Genomic DNA, 16,039 nt, shown 5'->3' on the forward strand with positions numbered 1-16,039 from the left:
TTGCCCGTCGTCGGAGCGGCTTCGATGCGGCGGGAATGCCTGCCCGTGCCGCATCGAACGAACAAGCGGGGCGGATGCCGCGGCTGCACGCCGTGACATCCGCCCCGTTTTCGCGTGCACGCGCACTGCGAGCGACCCCGGCCGGACCTCTCGACGGGGGTCGTGCACCGGGCGGGCTGAGTCCGTCGGGCGCTTCGGGCGCGCCGGGTGCGGTCAGCCCCAGAAGGCGGTGAGCTCCGGGGCGAGCGCCGCCCCCTGGTCGAACCCGGCCTGCGCCGCGAGGGGGCGCAGCGACGGGTCCATCGCGTTCGCCCCGAACAGGTGCTCGACGTCCGCGCGGGGGAAGACCGTCTCGACGCGGCTGCCGCCGGCACGGAGAGCCTCGACCTGCACCTCGAGCCGCAGGCCCCACTCGGCCGGGAAGAGCGAGCGCCCGCCGAGCGGCGACAGCACGAGCACCCGTTCGAACCCGGCGGCCAGGTCGGCGTTGTCGGGATTCGAGCGGTAGCCCCCGTCGAGGTACCGGCCGGCGCCGATGCGGAACGGCTGACCCCCACCCGACGTGCTCGCCGCCACCGCATCGACGAGGTCGACGTCGCTCTCGCGGCCGAAGACGACCGAGTCGCCGGTGGTTGCATCGATCGCCGTGAGCCGGAGTCCGCGATCGACCGGCCAGTCGCGGGCCGCGAACCTGGCCGCGACCGTCGAGCGCCACTGCGCCGACCACGACCCGTCGGACGCCGCGTCGCGCGCCAGCGCCTGCGCGCCGAGCGTGCGCCGCAGGTCGGCGGGGCCGGCGGCGTCGGCGATCATCGCCTGGAAACGTGCGAGGTGATCGGAGACGGGGCGGTTCGGGGCGCCCTGCGGAGACGGCGGGGTCTGTGTGCCCGGTGCGTTCTGCGTGCCCGGGGCGTTCTGCGCGGCCGGTGCGCCGGCGGGGCGCCGCGAGGCGATGCCCGCGACGGCCGAGACGGTCGCGGCGAACAGATCGGCCGGGGTCGCGCCGGCGAGCTGCGCTGCGGCGGTGGCCCCGGCCGACGTGCCGACGGTGAGGTCGGCCGAGGTCACGTCGAGTCCGGCATCGGCCAGGCCCGCGACGATGCCGATCAACCAGGCGTTGCCGGTCGAGCCGCCGCCGCCGAGCACGAGCGCGCGCCCTTCGGGGGCGCCGTGCGTGGACGTAGAAGAGGAGGAATGTTCCATGGGAGTCGCCTTTCGCGAATGCGGTCGAGCGCTCCCGTGACGACGACTATGCGCGTCGCATGATCGTGGACTGCGTGGGAGCACCCGGTGCGGATACTGCGTGCATGGGGCTCACCTCCTCAGGTCGGATCACGATCGAGGGAACAGTACCACCGGTGGCTACGACTTCGATCCACGCCGCCGTCGGGCGATGCCCCAGCCGAGGATCGCCAAACCGACGGCAGCGACGATCGGGCCGACGAACGCCCAGAGCATCTCACCGCTCATCGCCGATCCCGGCAGGATGCCGACGCCCTGCAGCGTCCAGACCACGCCCGACAGCGTCAGCAGCGCGCCGACGACCATGAGCACGAAGTTCATGCGATCCGCCCTTCCTCGAGGTGCAGGCGATGCGAGTGTCCAAGGCGGGCCGGCCGCGGCATCCGATGCCACCTCCTGGACGCTCGCGGCGCGCACCATCCGCCTACATGTTGATCATGTGCCCCGTGAGCCCGTGGAACGCCTCCTGCAGCGCCTCCGACAGGGTCGGGTGCGTGTGCACGTTGCGCGCGAGCTCGAGGGCGCCGAGGTCCCACTTCTGGGCGAGGGTCAGCTCGGGCAGCAGCTCCGAGACATCCGGGCCCACCATGTGGCCGCCGAGCAGCTCGAGGTGCTTCTTGTCGGCCACGAGCTTCACGAAGCCGACGGGCTCGCCGAGGCCGTTGGCCTTGCCGTTGGCGCTGAACGGGAACTTCGCGACGACCACGTCGTAGCCCTCGTCGCGGGCCTGCTGCTCGGTGAGACCGAACGAGGCGACCTGCGGCGAGCAGAACGTGGCGCGCGGCATCATGCGGTAGTCGCCGAGTTCCATGGTCTCGGCGTCGCCGATGGTCTCGGCGGCGACGACGCCCTGCGCCTCCGCCACATGGGCGAGCATGAGCTTGGCGGTGACGTCGCCGATGGCGTAGATGTGCGGCACGTTCGTGCGCATGCGCTCGTCGATCGCGATGGCGCCGCGCTCGGTCAGCCGCACGCCGGCGGCCTCCAGGCCGAAGCCCTCGACGTTCGGCGCGAAGCCGACGGCCATGAGCACCTTGTCGACCTCGAGGCTGCCCGCGTCGCCGTTCGACGCGGTGTACGAGACGGTGACCGACGAGCCGTTGTCGACGACCGTCTCGACCTTCGTCGAGGCGAGGATCGGCACGCCGAGGTTGCGGTACTGGCGGGTGATCTCCTTCGAGACCTCGACGTCTTCGTTCGGCAGCGCCCGGTCGAGGAACTCGATGACGGTCACGTCGACGCCGTAGTTCTTCAGCACGTAGGCGAACTCCATGCCGATGGCGCCCGCGCCGACGATGGCGATGGAGCGCGGCAGGTCGCGCGTGAGGATCTGCGTCTCGTAGGTCACGACGTTCGGCGAGAGCTGCACGCCGGGCAGCAGGCGCACGCGCGAGCCGGTCGCGATGATCGCGTTCGCGAAGGTGAGCTGCTCGACCGTGCCGTCGGCCTTCGCCACGTCGATCGCGTTCGGGCCGGTGAACGACCCGCGGCCGTCGAACTCGGTGATGCCGTTCTTCTTCATCAGGAAGTGCACGCCCTTGACGTGCTTCTCCGAGACCTGGCGGCTGCGGTCGAACGCGACGCCGAAGTCGAAGTGCGCGTCGCCCGAGATGCCGAAGGTCGCCGCCTGGTCGTGGAAGATGTGCGCGAGCTCCGCGTTGCGCAGCAGCGCCTTCGAGGGGATGCAGCCGACGTTGAGGCACACGCCGCCCCAGTACTTCTCCTCGATCACGGCGACCTTCAGGCCGAGCTGGGCTGCGCGGATGGCGGTCACGTAGCCGCCGGGGCCCGCGCCGAGGACGATGACGTCGAAGTGTGTGGTCATGCCTGCCAGCCTATGCACCCGGGCCCCCGCCCGGGGCGGTCAGGCGGACGGTTCGTCGTGCGGATCGGGCAGGTAGGCCGTGATGTCGAGCGGTTCGGTCGGCGGCAGCTCGAGCGCGGCCGGGTCGATGGTGGGGTTGCTCATGCGGTGCTCCTCGCGTCGTTGCGTTCGGTCGATCGGGTTCCGGATGCCGGTGGCGTGCGGTGCGGCTCCGGACTCGGCATCGGCGCTCGCCGGCCGGGCCTGTCGGCCACGGCGACCATCGCGAGCACGGATGCCGCAGCGACGGCGATGCACGCCGCGACGACGGTGAACGCGAGCACGCCCGGCCCTCGCGACTCCGGCGCGAGCGCTGCCGAGAAGGCGAGCATCGCGGCGCCGGCCGCCAGCCCGGCGATGCTCGCGGCCAGGGTCGCCCCGGCGATGCCGACGATCACGGTACGGACGCGCATGCGACCACCTCCCTCTGCAGGTGGTGTTTCCGCTTCGCGCGTGGGCGTTACACCGCGGTCAGCATCCGATCTTCGTGATCGACCAGCTCGTGTTCTGCCAGCTGTTCGCCCCGACCGATCCGACGGCGCCGAGGTCGTTGTACGCCCGGACGACCGCGTCGCCGGAGTTCGCGATCGATCGCACCGCCGAGCCGAGCGGGGCGACGGAGGCGGTGGCGCACGAGGAGAAGCTCAGCCGGTCGCCCTGCAGGTTCGTCGACGAGTACACGCAGTGCGCGCCGGTGGCGCAACTGCCGATCGACCTCGCCGCCGCGTCATCGGGATCGGCGCCGGAAGCGGGATCCGGGTCGGAGAGCGTGAGGGTGACCTCGCCGTCGCCCCACGTGATCTCGTTCGATGCGGACTGCACGCCGCCGGGGAACTCCACGAGCGCCAGGTCGATGCGCTGCTGGAGGTCGTCGTCGGGTTGCGATGCGGCCACTGCGCCGGCCGGGGCGACGAGCAGCGCGAGGGCGACGGCCGTGGTCATCGAGATCAGGGTGATGCGCATCGAAGCAGCCTCTCACTCCCAGGCGACATAGCTCCAGACGGAGGGCGCCTGCACGTCTTCGCGGTCGTGGCCCACGTACGTGGTCTCGCTCGAGAGGATGCCGAGCCCCTCGTCGGAGACGATGATGCGGTCGACGAACTCCCCGGGGGGCCGGGTGGCGGTGGCGAACGAGATGCCCGGGCGACCGAGCCGGTCGACCACTGCGCCTTCGACCTCGAGGTCCGGAAGGGTTGCGAGGAACCCGAGCGCTGCCGCCGTCTGCTCGGTGGTGAGCCGGCGCTCCCCGAGCAGGTTGGTGAGCTCGGTGAGGTACGCGCCCGTCGTGAGCTCCGTGCCGCCGGTCGGCAAGCTGAGGAACGGGCCGAACTCGGCGGCGGTCGTCGGGGGCTCGCCGTAGAAGTACGGGAACTCGCCCGGGCCGAACTCCTCGGCCCAGACCAGCTCGCCCACCTGGTACCCGTCGACGTGGATCGGGCGACCGTCGGAGTCGTAGGGCTCGCCGCGCCGGACCTCGATCCGGGATCCATCTGGGCTGTGCTCGACCGTGCGGCGCTCGGGCTCGATCGTGGACTTCTCGATCTCGCCGTCGTCGCCGACCAGCATCGAGCGCGCCCATGACTGGGTCGTGATGGTCGTGGGGCCGGGGGTGCCCGAGGCATCCGACGGCCCGCCGGCTGGCTTCAGGCTCGTGCTGAGGTGCGTCAACAGTTCCTCCGCGGTTCCCTCGATCGGCGTGGGCTGCAGCAGTGGCGGGGAGGCCGAGGCGTACACCGCCGACGGGCGCGGCACGACGAGCATGCCGATCGTGACGGCGAGCAGCACCGCCACGGCCGCCGCGATCGAGAGGGCCATCGGCGTGCGGCGGCGTGCGTGCGGCTTCGGGGCGACGGCGCCCGAGACGACCGCTCGCATCGTGACCTCGGCTGCCGGCGAGAGCGGGTCTCCGCGGTGCGGCAGGTCGGGGCGGGCGCCCGTGAGGCGCCGGCTCAGCTCGAACTCGTTCACGACGCCTCCCCGTTCACGACCTCGACGACCGGGGGGTCCTCGGTCAGGGCGGTCTCCAGTCGCTTCTTCGCCCGATGCAGGCGCACCCGGAGCGTCGCGGCGGAGCATCCGAGGATCTCGGCCATCTCGTCGCGCGTCAGGTCCTCCCAGAACGCCATCCAGATCAACTCCCGATCGGCCGGGTCGAGTCGGTTCACGGCCGTGCGCACGTCGAGCGCGTCGTCGGAGGCGCCTGCGGCCGGATCCCGGTGGTTCGTCTCGGCCTGCTCGACCCGGCGGGCGTGCCGGGTGCGTCCCCGGTACTGGTTGCCCACCACGTTGCGCAGCGTCGAGTAGAGCCAGGCGATGCTGAACACGTGCGCGGCCTCGTCGCGGCGGCGCCAGGCCTGGGCGAACACTTCGGCCGCGGCATCCTCTGCATCGCCGAGATCATTCAGCCGGTTGTACGCCGCCGAGACGAGCACCGGATGGTAGGTGCGGAACAGCACCTCGAACTCCCGCTCACCCATGCGGGATCGCGGACGTCGAAGCTGGAGGCACCATCACATTCTGGGGTGTTTCCGGCGCGCGTCAGTTCGTTACACCTCGTCGTCGCAAGCGTCGCGTCGACCGGGTCGGTCCCGGATGCCTCAGGCCGTCGCGGCGTGCGTTCGCGAAATTCAGGAGATCACGGGGTTCGCGGTCGGTGAGGCGCCCATACGGCCGGATCTCCTGAATTCCGTGAACCGCGAGGTCAGGCGGATGCCGCGAGCAGGCCGTCGAGCGACGGGTGCAGGTGCCGCGTGGTGAGCGCGGTCGCGGCGTGCCGCGCGCCGGCCTCGAGGGCCGCGTCGAGCCCGGCGCCCGCCAGGTGCGCGTCGAGCACTCCGGACATGAAGGCGTCGCCCGCCCCGTTCGTGTCGACGACCTCGACCGGTACGGCCGCGACGCGGTGCACCGTCAGGTCGGCGTCGACGGCGACCGCCCCCTGTGCGCCGAGCGTGCAGACGACGACGGATGCCCCGCCGAGCACGCAGCGCTCCATGAACGGCACCGGGTCGTCGCCGATGCAGTCGGCGTTCATGAAGATCCAGTCGGCGGCCTCGATGAACGGGCGGTGGAACTCCGCCCGCCCGTCGTAGTCGTGGATGTCGGTCCAGATCGGCGTGCCGGTCGCGCGCGCCGTGGCGATGAGCCCGCGAGAGCGCTCGGAGAGGTCGAGCACGATCGCCGCGGCATCCGTCATCGCCTGCACGAGCCCGGCCGACGGAGGCGTGCCGGGGTCGGCCGGCGTCGACAGGTAGAGCGACACCCGCTCGCCGGCCGCGGTCATGAGGTTGAGGTGGCGCTCGGTCGCCTCGACGGGCAGGTCGTCGACCTCGATGCCGGATGCCGCGAGCACGCGTCGCACGCGCTCGCCGTCGGCGTCATCACCGATGAGCGTGTGCAGGCGCACCGGTCGCCCGAGCCCGACGAGCCCGAGGGCCTTGCCGGCCGAGGTGCCGCCGATCGTCTCGTGCTCGGCGAGCGCGAACTGCATGTGCGGCACGGGCTCCGGCAGGCGGTCGAGCAGCACGATGCGGTTCCACGAGGCGGCGCCGGAGATCACGATGGGTGCGGTCATGCGGGCAAGCCTGCCGCACGGACGGCTGGCACTGCAAGCGCTTGCAGTGGGTCGGGCCGCCGTCGTCTCGGTCGCTCGTGGCCGGCTGGACGCCCGTGGCGCGACCAACGAGTGACCGAGCGATGCCGGTTCGCCGACGAACGGCGCCGGGCTGCCGACGTTCGGCGGATTCCGGACAACGAGTCGCCGAGCGATCGAGGCGGCCCGTCCGCGGGCGTACCCTCACGAGAGTGAACTCGAGCCCCACCCCGACCGCAGCCGCCGCGAGCACGACCGGCGGCCCCGCGGCATCCGCCCCGGGCGACGGGCCCCGCACGTCGGGCCAGGTGTCGACGTGGGTGCAGTTCATCGCGATGGGCCTCGTGTGGGGATCGAGCTTCCTGTTCATGAAGGTCGCCCTCGACGGCGTCGCCTTCGGCCAGGTCGCCTGGTCGCGAACCGTGCTCGGCGGGCTCGCGCTCGGCGTGATCGTGCTCGTCATGCGCCCGCGCGTCGCGGGCCCCGACGGAACGCCTGGTCCGATCCTGCCGCGCGAGGGCATCGTGTGGGTGCACTTCCTGGTGGTGTCGCTCACGACCTGCGTGATCCCGTACCTCTGCTTCGCGTGGGCCGAGCAGTACGTGTCGTCGAGCCTCGCGTCGATCTACAACGCGACGACGCCGATCATGACGGCCCTCATGGCGACGCTCGTGTTCCGCGTCGAGAAGCTCGGGCTCGGCCGCTGGTCTGGCGTGGCCGTCGGCATCATCGGCGTCGTCGTGGTGATCTGGCCCTGGCAGTACTCCGCGTTCACGGGCTCGCTCGCCGGGCAGCTCGCCTGCCTCGTCGCGACGCTCTGCTACGGGTTCACGTTCGGGTACCAGCGCAAGTTCCTCAGCCAGCGTCCGATCGCGCCGGCCACGTTCGCGTTCCTCTCGATCGGCGTCTCCGCGATCGTCATGCTCGCCCTCACGCCGTGGCTCGCGCTCGAACCCGTCGACCTGTCGTGGCCGGTCGTCGGCTCGCTGCTCGCGCTCGGCATCCTCGGCACGGGACTCGCGTACATCTGGAACATCAACGTGCTGCGCAAGTGGGGCCCGACCGCGACCTCGACCGTGACCTACGTGACGCCGGTCGTCGGCGTCGCGCTCGGCGTGCTGCTGCTCGGCGAGCGGTTCTCGTGGCACGAGCCCATCGGCGCGCTGCTCGTGCTGCTCGGCATCCTGCTGGCGCAGGGCAGGCTCCGGATGCCGCGGCGCGGCGCCCGCGCATGACGCCGACCCGAGGCATCCGCTCGCGCTGATCGCCCGCACGGAGCGCCTGCCCCGCGGCATCCGCCCACTCCGGTCGCGTCAGATCGTCCAGTGATTGCCCGTCTGGGCACGAGTTCCGGATCAGGGGTTGACAGGCGCGCCCGCAGGTGGTTGGTTAGTCAGTGAAGTAACTAACCAACGAACCGAGCAGGGCGAGGCGGCATGGACGAATCGCGACCGATCTTCATCCAGATCACCGAACAGGTCGAGAACGACATCATCGACGGCACGCTCGCCGAGGGCGCGCAGATCCCGTCGATCAACGAATTCGCGACCTTCCACCGCATCAACCCGGCCACCGCACTCCGCGGGGTCAACCGGCTCGTCGACGACGGGACCGTCGAGAAGCGAAGGGGCATCGGAATGTTCGTCACCATCGGCGCCAGGGAGCGCCTCATCGAACGGCGCCGGGCCGACTTCGCCGCCGCCTACATCAGACCGCTCATCGTCGAGGCCGAGAAGCTCGGGCTCGACGTCGACCAGCTCGCTGCGCTCATCCGCGCGGAAAGGATCGAATCATGACCACCGTCGTCCGCGCACAGGGGCTCACCAAGCGCTACGGCTCGTTCACCGCCGTCGACGCCGTCGACTTCACGCTCGAGGAGGGTCGCATCTACGGCCTGCTCGGTCGCAACGGTGCAGGCAAGACGACCATCATGCAGATGCTCACCGGCCAGCTCTTCCCGAACGCCGGCGAGCTCGAGGTCTTCGGCCGCACGCCCGCCGAGCACGCCGACGTGCTGCGCCGGCTCTGCTTCATCGCCGAGTCGCAGCGCTACCCCGAGGACTTCACCCCGGCGCACGTCTTCAAGTCGGCGCCGTGGTTCTTCGAGAACTGGGATGCCGCGTTCGCCGAGCGTCTCGTCGCCGACTTCCGCCTGCCGACCAAGCGCCGCATCAAGAAGCTGAGCCGCGGGCAGCTGAGCGCGGTCGGCGTCATCGTCGGGCTCGCGAGCCGTGCACCGCTGACGTTCTTCGACGAGCCGTACCTCGGACTCGACGCGGTCGCACGCCACATCTTCTACGACCGGCTGCTCGAGGACTACGCGGAGCACCCCCGCACGATCGTGCTCTCGACGCACCTGATCGACGAGGTCGCGAACCTGCTCGAGCACGTGATCCTCATCGACCAGGGCCGCATCCTGCTCGACCGCGACGCCGAAGAGGTGCGCGGCTCGGCCACCACCATCGCCGGCTCGCGGGCCGCGGTCGACGCGTTCACCGCCGACCGGCCGGTCATCGGCCGCGAGGGCATCGGCGGACTCGCATCCGTCACCATCGACGGGCGGCTCGACCAGGCCGAGCGCGTGCGCGCGGCCGAACTCGGACTCGAGCTCGCGCCCGTCTCGCTCCAGCAACTCATCGTGCACCTCACGGGCACCGACCTCGCCGGCACGGCCGAACAGGAGAAGGCAGCATGACCACCGCAACCGCGACCTCACCGGTGCGAACCGAAAGCCGTTCGCGCTTCAACGAGATCTGGCGCATCGTGCGCCTGCACACGGTCAACCCGTCGATCTTCTTCGGCGTGCCGTGGTTGATCCTCGGAGGCGCCTGGGCGATCACCATGGTGCTCGCGCTCATCGTGGCGAGCGCCTCCGGGGCGCCGGCCGACGACATCCTCACCGGGTTCCGCTACAGCTGGGCCGTGCTCTCGCCGCAGTGGTACCTCGTGGCGGTCGGCGTGCAGGCCATCGCGTTCACGTTCTCGTTCGCGCTCGGCTTCGGCGCGACCCGCCGCGACTACTGGATCGGCACGGGCATCATGTTCGTGGTCGTCGCCGTCGAGATGGCCGCCGCCATCGCCACGCTCGTGCAGCTCGAGAAGCTCACGAACGGCTGGTGGATCGGCGCAGGCATGTTCGACGCCCTCTGGTACGGGCAGACCACCTGGCTGAACGATTTCTACACGTCGTTCGCGCTGCAGATGTTCGTGCTGTTCGTCGGCGCCGGCGTCACGACGATCTACATGCGGTGGCGCATGAAGGGCATGCTCTCGCTCACCGCCGCGGTCGTCGTGATCGTGCTCGGAGGCCTCGCCCTGCTCACCGCGACGAACTCGTGGATCGGCCTCTGGTCGTGGCTCGGCTCGATCGGCATCACGGGCGTCTTCACGATCGTGCTCGGGCTCGCGGTGGTCTGCGCGGTCGGCGGGTATCTCGTGATCCGGCGGGCGACACCCCGCTGATCGGTGCCCCAGGTCGGGGCGCTCACGGCCGCGGCGCGGCATCCGATGGGGGTCGGATGCCGCGCCGCACCCGTGTTCGGACGGCGCCGTGACTCCTCCCGAGGTAGGAGGGTGGTACTGGTGAGTGCCGCCCGTAACGCCGACGGCCCTCGTGGAAACATCGCAGGCATGCCCATGAAGACCACGCCCGCCGTCGCCGTGATCGCAGCACTGGCGGTGATGCTCGGCGGCGCCGGGTGCGTGGCCGATCCCCGGACCGCCCCGCCGCCGCCCGCGTCGACGCCGCCCGCGTCGACGCCGCCTGCGTCGACGCCCGCGGCCGAGGCGTTCGATCAGATGAATCCCGATGCGAGCCATATCTGCGGCCAGGTGAGCGCACTGGCGGGCATCGCCTTCCGTTCCGACTGGGAGCACGAGCAGGGCCTCATCGACGATGCGTCGTACGCCGCGCGGGTCGTCGCGGTCGAGCAGGGGTGGACGACACTCGTCGCCGGGGCCGATGAGCTCCGCGCCGAGGTCGCGTTCGCGAAGCGCGCCGCCTCCGAGGGCGGCATCTCTGACAACCCCGAGTTCACCAGGGCGAGCGAGGAGCTCGCGGCGGCGTGCACCGCGGCCGGATCGCTGATCGCGATCTCGGCGCTGCCCGGGCAGGGCGGCTGACGCTCGAAGTCAGGTGCTCGCGTCGCGCGGGGACTGCGGTTGCGCGAGGGCCGGTGTCGCGCGTCGGCCGGCGTGCCGTGCGTACGGGGAATTGCGGATGCCGCGCCCGCACATCGCCCGTATCGTGCGGGCCGGGCAGGGCGGCTCGCGCTGCCTCGGAACGCGGCCCCTTCGCCGCGGAGAGGACGGGACATGGACATCGCATCTCGACCGCAACACCGACATCGCAGGCCGAGGGCGCTCGTCGCGCTCGCGGTCGCCACGGCGCTCGCGACGCTCGGCGTCGCCGCACCGGCGTTCGCGCACGGCTGGATCGGCGGCTCGGCCTCCGAGCTCACGGCCCGCCAGGTGATGCCCGGCAACACCGGCCTCGGCGCCATCCAGTACGAGCCGCAGAGCCTCGAGGCACCCGGCGGCTTTCCCGAGACCGGCCCGGTCGACGGCAAGATCGCGTCGGCCGGCGTCGCCCAGTTCTCCGAGCTCGACGCCCAGAGCTCCACCCGGTGGGTGAAGAACCAGATCACCCCGGGGCCGCACAAGTTCGGTTGGACGTACACGGCGCCGCACAACACCGATCAGTGGCGGTACTACATCACGAAGAACGGGTGGAACCCGAACGAGCCGCTGAAGCGCTCGTCGTTCGAGCTGCTGCAGGTCGTGACGCACGACCACTCGGCGGCGAACACGAAGCCCGTGCACACGATCACCGTGCCGAGCGACCACACCGGGTACCACGTGATCCTCGCGGTGTGGGAGGTGTGGGACACCGCGAACGCGTTCTACAACGTGGTCGACGTGAACATCTCGGGTTCGGCGACGACCCCGCCGACGACCCCGCCGACCGCGACGCCCACGCCGACGCCGACCGTGCCGCCGACCACGCCGCCCGGCCCCGACACGCAGGCGCCGACCGCGCCGACCGGTCTGCACACGATGTCGGTCACCGCGTCGGGGGTCGACCTGATGTGGACCGCGTCGACCGACGACCGGGCAGTGGCGGGATACCGCGTCGAACGTGCGACGGCGACGGGCGCGTTCGCCCAGATCGCCCAGGTGACCGGCACGAGCCGCGCCGACTCGGGCCTCGCGGCCTCGACGGCGTACCGCTATCGGGTCGCCGCTGTGGATGCCGCGGGCAACGTGTCGGCGTACAGCTCGGTGCTCCAGGTGACCACGCTCGCCGCGACGACGCCGACGGCGCCGGCGTGGAACCCGAGCGGCGCGTACACGAAGGGCGACCGCGTGAGCCACGGCGGTGTCGTCTACGAGGCCGTGCAGACCCACCAGGGCGTCGGCGATCCGAGCTGGATCACGGCCCGCTCGCTCTGGAACCCGGTGGGCTGACCGGGCGGCGCGGCATCCGGTTCGCCGTCGCGGCGTACATCGCGAGTCGGATGCCGCGTGCCGCACGATCATCCCGCCGCCCGACGCGCGGCGGCGACCGCCAGCGCAGGCTGGAGGCATGAGTTCGTTCGTGATCGAGGCGGCAGGCCTCACCAAGTCCTACGGGTCGACGCAGGCGCTCGCCGGCGTCGACCTGGCCGTGCGCACCGGCGAGTCGCTCGCCATCATGGGCGCGTCGGGGTCGGGCAAGACGACGCTGCTGCACTGCCTCGCAGGCATCGTGCGACCCGACTCCGGAACGGTCGGCTTCCGTTCCGGCATCGGGCTCGTGCCGGTCACCGAGCTCGGCGAGCGCGAGCGTTCGCGGCTGCGACGGGAGGCGTTCGGGTTCGTCTTCCAGCAGGGGCTCCTCATCCCGGAGCTCGCGGCGGTCGAGAACGTCGCGCTCGCACTCATGCTGAACGGGATGCCGCGCGCCGCCGCCGAGCAGCACGCCGCCGGCTGGCTGGCCGCACTGGGCCTCGCGGGCATGGAGCAGCGTCGCATCGGGGAGCTCTCGGGCGGCCAGGCGCAGCGCGTCGCCATCGCCCGCGCCCAGGTCGCCGGTGCGACCGTCGTGTTCGCCGACGAGCCGACCGGTGCGCTCGACTCCCAGACGAGCGCCGACGTCATGGGGGCGCTCCTGCACTCGACCACCGGGCAGGGGCGCACACTCGTCGTCGTCACGCACGACGCCGAGGTCGCGGCCCGGTGCTCGCGCGTCGTCGAGATGCGCGACGGACGGATCGTGGGGGAGCGGCCGGGCGCCCGCATCGTGCACCCGGCCGCGGCCGCCCGAGCCGACGGGGTGCAGCCGTGATCGCCCGCGTCGCGTGGCTCCTCGCACGGCCGGGATCGGGCGGCGCCGCGGCATCCGTGCTCCCGATCGTGGCGTTCGGTGTGGTCACCGCGCTGCTGCTCACGGTCGCGGGCGGCGCGCAGACGTTCTTTACCTGGACCGACGACACCGCGATGGTCTACCAGTCGCTCGCCGTCATCGCGCTCGTGCTGCTCGTCGTGCCGCTCGTGTCGCTCGGCGGGGCGGCCGCGCGGCTCTCCGCACGGCGCCGCGACGACCGGCTCGCGACGCTCCGCCTGCTCGGCGCGACGCCCGCGACCGTGCGCGCGCTCGCCGTCATCGAGGCCGCAGCGCTCGCGTTCCTCGGTGCCGTGGCGGGCGTCCTCGTCGCACTCGCCGCGGTGCCGCTCGTCGGGCTCATCCCGTTCCGGGGCGAACCGCTCGGTGCGGCGGGCGTGCTGTTGCCGTGGTGGGTGCTCGTCGGAGCCCCGTTCGCGATCGCCGCACTCGCCGCGGTGAGCGCCGTGCTCGGCCTCCGCCGCGTCGTGATCTCGCCGCTCGGCGTGCGCATGCGCCAGGAGGCAGCGAAGGTGCACTGGATCCGCATCGTCATCGGCGTCGTCGCCGTCGCGGGAGCCTACGGGCTGATGAGCCTCATCGGGGTCGCGCAGTTCGCGCTCGCGCTCATGGCGATGCTCGCGGTCGCCTTCGGCGGCACGCTCGCGGTGCTGAACCTCGTGGGGCCGTGGGTGCTGCGCCTCATCGCGTCGGGCCAGGCGAAGCGTGCGACGACCCCTCAGCGGCTGCTGGCGGCGCGGGCCGTGCTCGAATCGCCGAAGGCGGCATGGCGACAGGTCGGCGGCGTCGCGATGACGAGCTTCATGGCGGTGTTCGCGGGCGTGGGCGTCGGACTCCTCGACTCGGTCGGCGGCGCGGAGGGCATGGACCCCGAGGGCGCCCTGCTCCTCGCGGACATCCGCACCGGCATCCTCATCACGGTCGTCGGCTCGTTCCTCATGGTCGCGTGCTCGGTCGGCGTCGGCCAGGCCGCCGCGATCCTCGACCGCGCCGATCTCTACCGCAGCCTCGACATGCTCGGCATGCCGATCGCGACGATGGATGCCGCGCGCAGGCGCGCCGTCATGTCGCCGCTGCTCGTGACTTCGGTCGGCTCGGCCGTCGTCGCGGCGATCGTCATGCTCCCGCTCACGGGCATCGCCCTCATCGTGGCGCCGCTCTCGCTCGTGGTCATCGCGGCCGTGCTCGCCGCCGGCATCGGGCTCGTGCGGCTCGGCGTCGCGTCGACCCGGCCCGTGCTCGTGCGAGCCGCGGCGGCGGGCTGAGCGCACAGGTCGCGCCGGCCGGTGAGCTCGGCCATGGCGGTCGCGGAGCCCGCCGGCGCGGGTAGGGTCGACGTATGACCAATGGCCCGATCGACGAACGAGATGCCGCGATGACCGAGCTCCTCGGCATCCGATCGAGCATCGACAACATCGATGCGGCCCTCATCCACCTGCTCGCCGAGCGGTTCAAGTTCACGCAGAAGGTCGGTCGCCTGAAGGCCGAGCACGGCCTGCCGCCGAGCGACCCGGGTCGCGAGCAGCGCCAGATCGCGCGACTGCGCGACCTCGCGATCGACGCGCACCTCGACCCCGCGTTCGCCGAGAAGTGGTTCAACTTCGTGGTCGCCGAGGTGATCCAGCACCACGAGGAGATCGCGGGCGGGGCACGGCCCGAATGACCTGGTACCCGCTTGCGCTGCCCCCGCAGGCGGGCCGCCGATTCCTCGTCACGGGCGCCAATGCCGGCCTCGGGTTCTTCACCGCTGCACGGCTCGCCGCCGCGGGCGCGCACGTCGTGCTCGCCGGGCGCAGCGCCGAACGGCTCGACGCCGCGCGGTCGGCGATCCGGGAGGTCAGGCCCGCGGCATCCGTCGAGGCGATCGTCATCGACCTCTCGTCGCAGGCGTCGGTGCTGCGCGCGACCGACGCGCTGCTCGCGGTGGAGCCCTTCGACGGCATCGTCGCCAACGCCGGCATGGTGCACACGCCGAGCACGCGCGAGCTCTCGCCCGACGGCGACGAGCTCGTGCTCGCGACCAACGTGCTCGGGCACTTCACGATGCTGGCCCGGCTCGTGCCCCACCTCACGCTCGGCGCCCGCGTCGTGTCGATGGGGTCGCTGTCGTCGCGGCTCTCGACGTTCCGCATGAGCGACCTGCAGCTCGAGCACGGGTACGACTCGTGGCGCGCGTACGCCCAGTCGAAGATCGCGACGCAGCTGCTGGGCTTCGAGCTCGACCGGCGCCTGCGCGCGGCCGGCGTCGCGGTGTCGAGCGTGGTCGCGCAGCCCGGATACTCCGTCGGCGGGCTGACGCCGACCGTTCCCGGCGTCAACGAGCCCGACCGGGGCAAGCGGCTCCGCGACTCGTTCCAGCTCTGGGCGCAGGGCAAGCACCGCGGTGCCGAGATCGCGCTGCATGCCCTGACCGCGCCAGAGGTGACCGGCGGCCAGTACTGGGGGCCCCGGTACCTGACGCGCGGCCGCCCGGCGCTGCAGCGCCCGACGCGAACCTCGACGAGCGCCACGATCGGCGCGAGGTTCTGGACGTTCGCCGAGGAGACCACCGGCCGCGAGTTCACCGTCGGCGCATGAGCGCGCTCGAGCGCCGTGGCGAGGCCGACGCCGGCGGCGATCCCCGCCGCGGGGCCGGGGCCGGTGAAGGGCGTGGGTTCGTCGCCCGCTTCTTCGGCCGCCCGTCGGTGCGGCGCACCATCGCACGCGTCGTCGTCGTGATCGGCGTGGTGTTCGCGCTCGTCGGCGTGCTCACGGCTCGCTACGGGTTCCTCGTGGTCGGCGTGATCGTCATCGGCCTCGGCGCGGCGTTCGGTCCGGCCCGCATCAGGCGCTGATCGCGCCGCGGCGGCCCCGCCCGCGTCCCGCGAACGGGCAAGCATTCACCTGTCGGTAACCGTGCCGACGGATGCTGTTGGCGGCGCCTGCCTACGGTGGAACCCGAACCGCACAGAACGCGCTCCCC

The 16,039-nt window shown here is 71.9% G+C and carries 19 protein-coding genes; 11 read left to right on the plus strand and 8 right to left on the minus strand.

The window, feature by feature from the left end; genetic code table 11:
- Positions 1-213 precede the first annotated feature (213 nt).
- The 8 genes from ACFVS8_RS17780 to ACFVS8_RS17815 all read right to left on the minus strand — a co-directional run bounded on the left by ACFVS8_RS17780 (position 214) and on the right by ACFVS8_RS17815 (position 6,677).
- Positions 214-1,203, minus strand: a complete 990-nt coding sequence (locus ACFVS8_RS17780; protein WP_387065326.1) for a patatin-like phospholipase family protein — start codon at positions 1,201-1,203, stop codon at positions 214-216.
- Between the two features lie 159 nt (positions 1,204-1,362).
- Positions 1,363-1,563 (minus strand): hypothetical protein, encoded by a 201-nt coding sequence (locus ACFVS8_RS17785; RefSeq protein WP_387065329.1) that lies wholly within the window; start codon positions 1,561-1,563, stop codon positions 1,363-1,365.
- Positions 1,564-1,666: 103 nt separating this feature from the next.
- Entirely contained in the window at positions 1,667-3,067 is a 1,401-nt protein-coding gene (gene lpdA, locus ACFVS8_RS17790; protein ID WP_387065332.1) for a dihydrolipoyl dehydrogenase, read from the minus strand.
- Positions 3,068-3,207: 140 nt separating this feature from the next.
- Entirely contained in the window at positions 3,208-3,519 is a 312-nt protein-coding gene (locus ACFVS8_RS17795; protein WP_387065334.1) for a hypothetical protein, read from the minus strand.
- A 58-nt stretch (positions 3,520-3,577) separates the two neighbouring features.
- Positions 3,578-4,069: a peptidase inhibitor family I36 protein gene (locus tag ACFVS8_RS17800; protein ID WP_387065337.1), complete on the minus strand. Its 492-nt coding sequence runs from the start codon at positions 4,067-4,069 to the stop codon at positions 3,578-3,580.
- A gap of 12 nt (positions 4,070-4,081) precedes the next feature.
- Positions 4,082-5,074, minus strand: coding sequence for a hypothetical protein (locus ACFVS8_RS17805; RefSeq protein ID WP_387065340.1), 993 nt, complete (start codon positions 5,072-5,074; stop codon positions 4,082-4,084).
- A complete protein-coding gene (locus ACFVS8_RS17810; RefSeq protein WP_387065341.1) occupies positions 5,071-5,583 on the minus strand; it encodes an RNA polymerase sigma factor in 513 nt (170 codons plus the stop codon). The genes ACFVS8_RS17805 and ACFVS8_RS17810 overlap by 4 nt, the downstream gene beginning before the upstream one ends.
- A gap of 224 nt (positions 5,584-5,807) precedes the next feature.
- Positions 5,808-6,677 carry a carbohydrate kinase family protein gene (locus ACFVS8_RS17815; protein ID WP_387065344.1) on the minus strand — a complete coding sequence of 290 codons (870 nt, stop codon included), beginning with the start codon at positions 6,675-6,677 and terminating at the stop codon, positions 5,808-5,810.
- Between the two features lie 230 nt (positions 6,678-6,907).
- Between ACFVS8_RS17815 and ACFVS8_RS17820 the strand changes: the two genes are divergently transcribed.
- From ACFVS8_RS17820 to ACFVS8_RS17870, 11 genes are all read left to right on the plus strand, one after another.
- The gene (locus ACFVS8_RS17820) at positions 6,908-7,930 is read left to right on the plus strand and encodes a DMT family transporter (protein ID WP_387065347.1); all 1,023 of its coding nucleotides are present in this window, start codon (positions 6,908-6,910) and stop codon (positions 7,928-7,930) included.
- 201 nt (positions 7,931-8,131) lie between these two features.
- Positions 8,132-8,491, plus strand: coding sequence for a GntR family transcriptional regulator (locus ACFVS8_RS17825; RefSeq protein WP_387065350.1), 360 nt, complete (start codon positions 8,132-8,134; stop codon positions 8,489-8,491).
- Positions 8,488-9,390, plus strand: coding sequence for an ABC transporter ATP-binding protein (locus ACFVS8_RS17830; RefSeq protein WP_387065353.1), 903 nt, complete (start codon positions 8,488-8,490; stop codon positions 9,388-9,390). The genes ACFVS8_RS17825 and ACFVS8_RS17830 overlap by 4 nt, the downstream gene beginning before the upstream one ends.
- A complete protein-coding gene (locus ACFVS8_RS17835; RefSeq protein ID WP_387065356.1) occupies positions 9,387-10,157 on the plus strand; it encodes a hypothetical protein in 771 nt (256 codons plus the stop codon). Before ACFVS8_RS17830 ends, ACFVS8_RS17835 begins: the two co-directional genes overlap by 4 nt.
- 168 nt (positions 10,158-10,325) lie before the next feature.
- A complete protein-coding gene (locus tag ACFVS8_RS17840; protein WP_387065359.1) occupies positions 10,326-10,817 on the plus strand; it encodes a hypothetical protein in 492 nt (163 codons plus the stop codon).
- A 192-nt stretch (positions 10,818-11,009) separates the two neighbouring features.
- Complete coding sequence (locus ACFVS8_RS17845) at positions 11,010-12,161, plus strand: lytic polysaccharide monooxygenase (RefSeq protein WP_387065362.1); 1,152 nt, start codon at positions 11,010-11,012, stop codon at positions 12,159-12,161.
- A 118-nt stretch (positions 12,162-12,279) separates the two neighbouring features.
- Entirely contained in the window at positions 12,280-13,020 is a 741-nt protein-coding gene (locus tag ACFVS8_RS17850) for an ABC transporter ATP-binding protein (RefSeq protein WP_387065365.1), read from the plus strand.
- Positions 13,017-14,342 (plus strand): FtsX-like permease family protein, encoded by a 1,326-nt coding sequence (locus tag ACFVS8_RS17855; RefSeq protein ID WP_387065368.1) that lies wholly within the window; start codon positions 13,017-13,019, stop codon positions 14,340-14,342. Before ACFVS8_RS17850 ends, ACFVS8_RS17855 begins: the two co-directional genes overlap by 4 nt.
- Positions 14,343-14,416: 74 nt before the next feature.
- Positions 14,417-14,740 carry a chorismate mutase gene (locus ACFVS8_RS17860; RefSeq protein ID WP_092969250.1) on the plus strand — a complete coding sequence of 108 codons (324 nt, stop codon included), beginning with the start codon at positions 14,417-14,419 and terminating at the stop codon, positions 14,738-14,740.
- Positions 14,737-15,654 (plus strand): SDR family NAD(P)-dependent oxidoreductase, encoded by a 918-nt coding sequence (locus ACFVS8_RS17865; protein WP_387065372.1) that lies wholly within the window; start codon positions 14,737-14,739, stop codon positions 15,652-15,654. Before ACFVS8_RS17860 ends, ACFVS8_RS17865 begins: the two co-directional genes overlap by 4 nt.
- The gene (locus tag ACFVS8_RS17870) at positions 15,651-15,911 is read left to right on the plus strand and encodes a hypothetical protein (RefSeq protein WP_387065375.1); all 261 of its coding nucleotides are present in this window, start codon (positions 15,651-15,653) and stop codon (positions 15,909-15,911) included. The genes ACFVS8_RS17865 and ACFVS8_RS17870 overlap by 4 nt, the downstream gene beginning before the upstream one ends.
- Positions 15,912-16,039: the final 128 nt, after the last annotated feature.

The sequence above is a fragment of the Agromyces sp. NPDC058110 genome (genome assembly GCF_042884735.1).
In the GTDB taxonomy this organism is placed as follows: Bacteria; Actinomycetota; Actinomycetes; order Actinomycetales; family Microbacteriaceae; genus Agromyces.

Bases quoted from the DNA above. Each gene is read 5' to 3' on its own strand.
- ACFVS8_RS17850 (WP_387065365.1), top strand. From the start codon at position 12,280: ATGAGTTCGTTCGTGATCGAGGCGGCAGGCCTCACCAAGTCCTACGGG.
- ACFVS8_RS17785 (WP_387065329.1), bottom strand. From the start codon at position 1,563: ATGAACTTCGTGCTCATGGTCGTCGGCGCGCTGCTGACGCTGTCGGGC.
- ACFVS8_RS17810 (WP_387065341.1), bottom strand. From the start codon at position 5,583: ATGGGTGAGCGGGAGTTCGAGGTGCTGTTCCGCACCTACCATCCGGTG.
- lpdA (WP_387065332.1), bottom strand. From the start codon at position 3,067: ATGACCACACACTTCGACGTCATCGTCCTCGGCGCGGGCCCCGGCGGC.
- ACFVS8_RS17835 (WP_387065356.1), top strand. From the start codon at position 9,387: ATGACCACCGCAACCGCGACCTCACCGGTGCGAACCGAAAGCCGTTCG.
- ACFVS8_RS17780 (WP_387065326.1), bottom strand. From the start codon at position 1,203: ATGGAACATTCCTCCTCTTCTACGTCCACGCACGGCGCCCCCGAAGGG.
- ACFVS8_RS17815 (WP_387065344.1), bottom strand. From the start codon at position 6,677: ATGACCGCACCCATCGTGATCTCCGGCGCCGCCTCGTGGAACCGCATC.
- ACFVS8_RS17845 (WP_387065362.1), top strand. From the start codon at position 11,010: ATGGACATCGCATCTCGACCGCAACACCGACATCGCAGGCCGAGGGCG.
- ACFVS8_RS17860 (WP_092969250.1), top strand. From the start codon at position 14,417: ATGACCAATGGCCCGATCGACGAACGAGATGCCGCGATGACCGAGCTC.
- ACFVS8_RS17830 (WP_387065353.1), top strand. From the start codon at position 8,488: ATGACCACCGTCGTCCGCGCACAGGGGCTCACCAAGCGCTACGGCTCG.
- ACFVS8_RS17865 (WP_387065372.1), top strand. From the start codon at position 14,737: ATGACCTGGTACCCGCTTGCGCTGCCCCCGCAGGCGGGCCGCCGATTC.
- ACFVS8_RS17825 (WP_387065350.1), top strand. From the start codon at position 8,132: ATGGACGAATCGCGACCGATCTTCATCCAGATCACCGAACAGGTCGAG.
- ACFVS8_RS17840 (WP_387065359.1), top strand. From the start codon at position 10,326: ATGCCCATGAAGACCACGCCCGCCGTCGCCGTGATCGCAGCACTGGCG.
- ACFVS8_RS17795 (WP_387065334.1), bottom strand. From the start codon at position 3,519: ATGCGCGTCCGTACCGTGATCGTCGGCATCGCCGGGGCGACCCTGGCC.
- ACFVS8_RS17870 (WP_387065375.1), top strand. From the start codon at position 15,651: ATGAGCGCGCTCGAGCGCCGTGGCGAGGCCGACGCCGGCGGCGATCCC.
- ACFVS8_RS17800 (WP_387065337.1), bottom strand. From the start codon at position 4,069: ATGCGCATCACCCTGATCTCGATGACCACGGCCGTCGCCCTCGCGCTG.